This window comes from Streptomyces sp. UNOB3_S3 (genome assembly GCF_020740895.1).
In the GTDB taxonomy this organism is placed as follows: Bacteria; Actinomycetota; Actinomycetes; order Streptomycetales; family Streptomycetaceae; genus Streptomyces.
Genome location: NZ_JAILXP010000397.1, coordinates 1 through 6,325, shown reverse-complemented (window position 1 = coordinate 6,325; position 6,325 = coordinate 1). Strand labels below are relative to the sequence as shown.

6 protein-coding genes are annotated in these 6,325 nt (G+C 72.2%); 2 read left to right on the top strand and 4 right to left on the bottom strand.

Translation table 11 applies throughout. From position 1 onward, the window contains the following. Positions 1-28: 28 nt before the first annotated feature. Positions 29-1,387, bottom strand: a complete 1,359-nt coding sequence (locus K6I33_RS29945; protein ID WP_229357682.1) for an RDD family protein — start codon at positions 1,385-1,387, stop codon at positions 29-31. A gap of 251 nt (positions 1,388-1,638) precedes the next feature. Between K6I33_RS29945 and K6I33_RS29940 the strand changes: the two genes are divergently transcribed. Continuing rightward, positions 1,639-2,055: an SsgA family sporulation/cell division regulator gene (locus tag K6I33_RS29940; protein ID WP_229357681.1), complete on the top strand. Its 417-nt coding sequence runs from the start codon at positions 1,639-1,641 to the stop codon at positions 2,053-2,055. An 84-nt stretch (positions 2,056-2,139) separates the two neighbouring features. Here the strand turns inward: K6I33_RS29940 and K6I33_RS29935 are convergent, their stop codons facing one another. Both K6I33_RS29935 and hppD read right to left on the bottom strand, forming a co-directional pair. Beyond that, positions 2,140-3,534: an FAD-binding oxidoreductase gene (locus tag K6I33_RS29935; protein WP_229357680.1), complete on the bottom strand. Its 1,395-nt coding sequence runs from the start codon at positions 3,532-3,534 to the stop codon at positions 2,140-2,142. A 101-nt stretch (positions 3,535-3,635) separates the two neighbouring features. Continuing rightward, positions 3,636-4,778, bottom strand: coding sequence for a 4-hydroxyphenylpyruvate dioxygenase (gene hppD, locus K6I33_RS29930; RefSeq protein ID WP_229357679.1), 1,143 nt, complete (start codon positions 4,776-4,778; stop codon positions 3,636-3,638). Positions 4,779-4,902: 124 nt separating this feature from the next. Here hppD and K6I33_RS29925 point away from each other — a divergent pair, with 124 nt between their 5' ends. Further along, positions 4,903-5,367: an Lrp/AsnC family transcriptional regulator gene (locus K6I33_RS29925; RefSeq protein WP_229357678.1), complete on the top strand. Its 465-nt coding sequence runs from the start codon at positions 4,903-4,905 to the stop codon at positions 5,365-5,367. 118 nt (positions 5,368-5,485) lie between these two features. Here the strand turns inward: K6I33_RS29925 and K6I33_RS29920 are convergent, their stop codons facing one another. Then, positions 5,486-6,271, bottom strand: coding sequence for a PDZ domain-containing protein (locus K6I33_RS29920; RefSeq protein ID WP_229357677.1), 786 nt, complete (start codon positions 6,269-6,271; stop codon positions 5,486-5,488). Positions 6,272-6,325: the final 54 nt, after the last annotated feature.

Below are 6,325 nucleotides of genomic sequence, written 5' to 3'. Positions count from 1 at the left end.
GGGTGCAGGGGGGTGCCGGGGGCCGGGACTACTCCCCCGCCGAGGCCACGAACGTTCGCGCCGCCTTGTCGTGCCAGCACTGCCGCCACGGCCGGTCGAAGAGGCACCACAGCACGTTCAGCACACCGACGGCCAGCACACCGAGCCCCCCGTACACCAGCCACCGCCGCACCGCCGCCCCCACCGACGTCGTGTCGTGCGACTCGATGTCCAGCACCCGCACCCCGAACAGCTTCTTGCCCAGCGTGCGGCCCCACTTCGCGGTCGGCAGCGCCTCGTACAGCAGCCCGGCGACCAGCAGCACGCCCAGCACGATCGCCAGATACCCGCCCGTCGTGCCGTCGAGGAGCCAGACCGTGACCGTCCGGCCGGTCTGCCGGGCCTGCTCCACCTTCTCGTCGATGTGCTCGACCGACTTCGCCCACAGCGGCACCGCGACCGCGCCGACCACTCCGCCCAGCACGACGGAGTCCAGCAGCCGGGCGGCGAGCCTGCGGCCGAGCGCGGCGGGGCGGCCCTGCGCCTGCGCCGCGCGCAGGAACGGGTCGTCCTTGGGCGGCTTCCACGGCGCGGGCGGCTCCGTCACCGCCCCGGCGGACACGGCCTGCGGACCCTGCTGGGCGAGCTGGTGCACCTGCTGGGCCCAGCCCACCGGCTGTTGCCGCTCCACGGGAACGGGCGCGGACTCCGGGCGGCGCGCGGGCAGCGCGGCCCCCGGGGACCCGGCCGGGGCGACCGGGGCCACCTCCCGGGCGCGCTGGGCGGGCCACGCCTGCTGGGCGGCCGGCGCGTCCGCCGACAACGGCGCGGGCGGCCCGCCGGGCGCCGCGCCGTGCGGCTTGGGCCGCAGGTCCAAAGTGCCCTGCCCATGTCCCTGGCCATGTCCCTGCCCATGCCCCTGCGCGGGGACGGGACGCTCGGCCGGCTCGGCCCGCGCAGGAGCCACCGGCTCCATCGCGGGCAGCTCGGGCAGCCGCGGATCGCGCGCCTTGGGCAGCGCGGCGGCACCTGAAGCGGCAGCACCATCGCCACCCCACGAGACCCGCTGCTCCTGGGCGCCGCCGTCCGCCTGCCACGCGCCACCGCCCGCCGGTTCCGGCTCCTCGTCCAGGAACACGGGCCCCGTCTCGTCCGCCGCGCGCCGCGCGACCGGCTCGGCGGACATAGGCGTCGCAGGCGTCACGGGCGGGACCGGCGCCGGAGGCCGCGCCGCGGCCACCGACGGCGGCGGCGCGGGCATCGGCTCGCCCTCGGCGGGCGCCGGCCGGCTCGTACCGGGCACCCACGCGGCACCGCTCCAGTAACGGATGTAGCCCGGAATGGACGGGTCCGGATAAAAGCCCTGAGGGGGGCTGCCGTCGGCGGATCCCGAGATAGGTGCGCTCATGGTCTCCGGTGTCCCGTATCTGCTCGGCCGTACATAAGGGGTGGTCACCAGGTCTACCAGAACGCCCCATCCCCTGTGACCGTCACGGGGCCGGTCCACTCACACGTGCGACTGCGGCACGGCCGCGCCCCGGCACGAAAATCTTGAAACTGTTCGCCGAAACCGCGTAATGAAACCTGCCCGGCGCGCTCTCTTCGCCCGTAACCGATTCCGAGCGGATCCCGAGATCCCGAGCAGAGAGGGGTGCGCCCATGCACACCGAGGTGGTACGAGACCTGGAGACCGACCTGGTGCTGTCGCCGGAACGAAGCGTTCCGGTGCCGGCCCGGCTGACCTACCGGACGGAGGACCCCTACGCCGTCCACCTCAGCTTCCACATCACCTCGCCACGGCCGGTGACCTGGACTTTCTCCAGGGATCTGCTGATCGAGGGGGTGTTCCGGACCGCCGGTGACGGCGATGTGCGGATCTTCCCCGGCAAGGTCGACGGACGGTCCGTGGTCTGTCTGGCGCTGTCCTCGCCGGAGGGCCGGGCGCTGGTGACGGTGCCGGTGAAGGAGGTGTCGGGCTGGCTGGAGCGGACGCTGCGGCTCGTGGCGCCGGGCCGGGAAGGCGAGTGGCTCGCCCTCGACCAGGCCCTGGAGGAACTGCTGACGTCCGGTGCGTGAGGCGGAAGACACCGTTCGGGGAGGGCCGGGCGCGGGCGGGCTACCCGATGGAGTGACCGCCGCGCCGGCCCCCGGGCCGTCGGCTCACTCCCCCGCGCCCCCGGCCGGCGGGTCGAGGACCTTGCCGGGGTTGAGCAGCCCGAGCGGGTCGAAGACGGCCTTGATGCCGCGCTGGAGCTCCATCGCCACCGGCCCGGCCTCCCGGACCAGCCAGTCCTTCTTCAGCAGGCCCACTCCGTGCTCACCGGTGATGGTGCCGCCCAGTTCCAGCCCCAGGGCCATGATGGCGTCGAAGGAGGCCCGGGCGCGGCGCGCCTCGTCGGGGTCGGCGGGGTCGAAGCAGACGACGGGATGGGTGTTGCCGTCGCCCGCGTGGGCGACGACACCGATGGTCAGGCCGTGTTCGCGGGCGATGGCGGCGGTGCCGTCCAGCATCTCGGCGAGCCGGGAGCGCGGTACGCACACGTCGTCGATCATCGTGGCGGGGCGCAGCCGCTCGAGCGCGGGCAGGGACATCCGGCGGGCCTGCAGCAGCAGTTCGGACTCGGCGGCGTCGTCGGCGGGGACGGCCTCGGTGGCGCCGGCGGCGCGGCACAGCCCGGCCACGGCGGCCAGGTCCCGGGCCGGGTCGGGGGTGTCGAAGGCGGCGAGCAGCAGGGCCTCGGTGGTCTCCGGGAGGCCCATGTGGGTCAGGGAGTTGACGGCCCGTACGGTCGTGGCGTCCATCAGCTCCAGCAGGGACGGCGCGTGCCCGCGGGCCATGATGTTCCGGACCGCCTCGCAGGCCGCGGCGACGGAGGGGAACTCGGCGGCCAGCGCCAGTTGCGCGGGCGGCGCGGGTTTGAGCGCCAGGACGGCCCGTACGACGATGCCGAGGCTGCCCTCGGAGCCCACGAAGAGACGGGTGAGGTCGTAGCCGGCGACGCCCTTGGCGGTGCGCCGGCCGGTGGTGAGCAGCCGGCCGTCGGCGAGGACGACGTCCAGGCCGAGGACGTACTCGGCGGTGACGCCGTACTTGACACAGCACAGCCCGCCGGAGGCGGTGCCGATGTTGCCGCCGATGGTGCACTGTTCCCAACTGGAGGGGTCCGGCGGGTAGTACAGGCCGTGTTCGGCGACGGCGCGGGAGAGGGCGGCGTTGACGACGCCGGGCTCGACGACGGCGATCCGCTCGACCGGGTCGATCTCCAGGACGCGGTCCATCTTGACGAGCGAGAGGACGATGCAGCCGTCCGTAGCGTTGGCCGCGCCCGACAGCCCCGTGCGGGCGCCCTGCGGGACGACGGGGACGCGGAGGGCGGTGGCGGTGCGCATCACGTGCTGGACCTGCTCGACGGTGCGTGGCAGGACGACCACGGCGGGGGTACCGGCCGCGCAGAAGCTCGCCATGTCGTTGGCGTAGGACGTCACCACGTCCGGGTCGGTGATGACCGCCTCGGCGGGCAGCGCTTCGCTCAGGAGCTTGATCAGATCGCCCATGGTGATTCTCTCCCCTTGGGCGTGGTGTCCTCAATCACCGGACGGGCCGGTTTTTCAGCCCGTCCGGCGTTTGAGGACCGGGGTTTGGGGCGGAGCCCCGGTCAGAGATTGCCGCGCTTCTCCTGCTCGCGCTCGATCGCCTCGAAGAGGGCCTTGAAGTTGCCCTTCCCGAAGCCCATGGAGCCGTGCCGCTCGATCATCTCGAAGAAGACCGTGGGACGGTCCTGGACCGGCTTGGTGAAGATCTGGAGCAGATAGCCGTCCTCGTCGCGGTCGGCGAGGATCTTCAGCTCGCGGAGGGTGTCGATGGGCACCCGGGTCTCGCCGACCCACTCGCCGAGGGTGTCGTAGTAGGAGTCGGGGGTGTCCAGGAACTGGACGCCCGCCTCCCGCATGGCCCGTACGGTGGCGACGATGTCATTGGTGGCCAGCGCGATGTGCTGGACGCCGGGGCCGTTGTAGAACTCCAGGTACTCGTCGATCTGGGACTTCTTCTTGGCGATCGCCGGCTCGTTGAGCGGGAACTTCACCTTGCGGGTGCCGTCCGCGACGACCTTCGACATGAGCGCGGAGTACTCGGTGGCGATGTCGTCGCCCACGAACTCCTTCATGTTGGTGAAGCCCATGACGTTGTTGTAGAAGCTCACCCACTCGTCCATCTTGCCGAGCTCGACGTTGCCCACGCAGTGGTCGATGGCCTGGAAGCGGCGGGCGCCGGGCTCGACGATGGGGGCGGCGGCGACGTAGCCGGGCAGGTAGGGGCCGGTGTAGGCGGAGCGGTCGACGAGCGTGTGGCGCGTCTTGCCGTAGGTGGCGATGGCGGCGAGGACGACGGTGCCGTGCTCGTCCTTCAGCTCGTACGGCTCCGTGAGGCCGGTCGCGCCGTGCTCGATGGCGTAGGCGTACGCCGCCCGCGCGTCGGGCACCTCGATGGCGAGGTCCACGACGCCGTCGCCGTGCTCGGCGACGTGGTCGGCGAGGAAACGGCCGTGCTCGGTGGTCGCCTTGATCACGGTGGTGAAGACGAACCGGGCGCTGCCGGATTCCAGAACGTAGCTCGCGGTCTCGCGGCTGCCGTTCTCCGGCCCGGAGTAGGCGACGCGCTTCATGCCGAAGGCGGTGGAGTAGTAGTGGGCGGCCTGCTTGGCGTTCCCGACGGCGAAGACGACCGCGTCCATCCCCTTGACCGGGAAGGGGTCGGCCTGCCGCGCGGTGTGCGGGGTGTGATCAGTGGTCTGCGTCATGGGCGAAGAGTCTCTCCGAACCACAAGGTGCGCAATAGTTTGCGATTCCACTGGGCATTATGCATAGAGGAGGTCGAGAAGCCCCGGACGATCTGTGCATGATGACCACGAAAGGCGGATCAGGGTGATCGATCGTTTGGACGGGCGGCTGATCGAGCTGCTCGCGGGGGAGCCGCGGATCGGGGTGCTGGAGGCCTCACGGCGCCTCGGCGTGGCGCGCGGCACGGTGCAGGCCCGGCTGGACCGGCTCCAGTCGCAGGGGGTGATCAGGGGCTTCGGCCCGGACGTGGACCCGGCGGCGCTGGGCTATCCGGTGACCGCGTTCGCGACGCTGGAGATCAAGCAGGGGCAGGGCGCGGATGTGCGGACGCATCTGGCGTCGGTCCCCGAGGTGCTGGAGCTGCACACCACGACCGGGCACGGGGACATGCTGTGCCGGCTGGTGGCCCGGTCGAACGCGGACCTCCAGCGGGTGATCGACCGGGTGGTGGGCTTCGAGGGGATCGTCCGGGCGTCCACGGCGATCGTCATGGAGAACCCGGTGCCGCTGAGGATCATCCCGCTGGTGCAGCAGGCGTCGGAGGACTGACGCGGTGCGGTAGCGCCCCGAAGGGGCGCGGGGCAGTGTCGATATGCGGCTGCCGCCGCGTGGGCGCGACCAGCCACGACGCACCGGCAGATGACGTGCCGGACTTCCAGCGGAGCGCTCAGGCCGGGCAGGAGGGGACGTTGTCCCCGCTCTTCAGCGCTTTCAGCGAGTCGACGGCGTCGGGCAGTGAGGTGACCGGGATCAGCCGCAGGCCCTTGGGCAGCTCGGAGGAGGCCTCCGAGCACTCGTCCTTCGGGACGAGGAAGATCGTGGCGCCGTCGCGGGCCGCCGCCTGCGTCTTGAGGGCGACGCCGCCGACGGCGCCCACCTTGCCGTCGGGGTCGATGGTGCCGGTGCCCGCGATCGTCCGGCCGCCGGTGAGGTCGCCGCCGCGGCCATCGCCGTCGAGCTTGTCGACCACGCCGAGCGCGAAGAGCAGCCCGGCGCTGGGCCCGCCGATGTCGGCGAGCCGCAGGTCGACCTTGACCTCGCCGGGCGAGCGCCGCAGCAGGCGCAGGGCGGCCTGGGAGGCGGAGTCCTGCGACTTCTTCATCTCGGCGACGTTGTGCTCCTCCACCTCCTTGTCGGACTGCCCGGACGGGTAGACGGCGTCGTGGGGCATCACGGCCCGGTCGGTGCGGAACCAGCTGCTGACCACGTCGCCGAGGCCGACCTCCGTGTGCGGCCCGGTGGCCACGATGGTGGTCATGCGCAGCTGCCCGCTGGTGCTCCGGCCGGCGGCGCCGCTGATGCTGATCACGGGCTTGCCCTGGTCGGAGCCGAGGACGTTCACGGTCGACCCCGGCTGCGCGATCGTGAACGGCAGCGGCACGAACGCGGCGAGCGCGAGCAGGGCCACGACGGGTGCGGCGCAGACGGCGAGGGTCCGGGTGGGGGCTGGCATGCTGCGAATCTAATTCACGCGTGGGGCGGACGCGGCATCCAGGGAGTGTGGTGC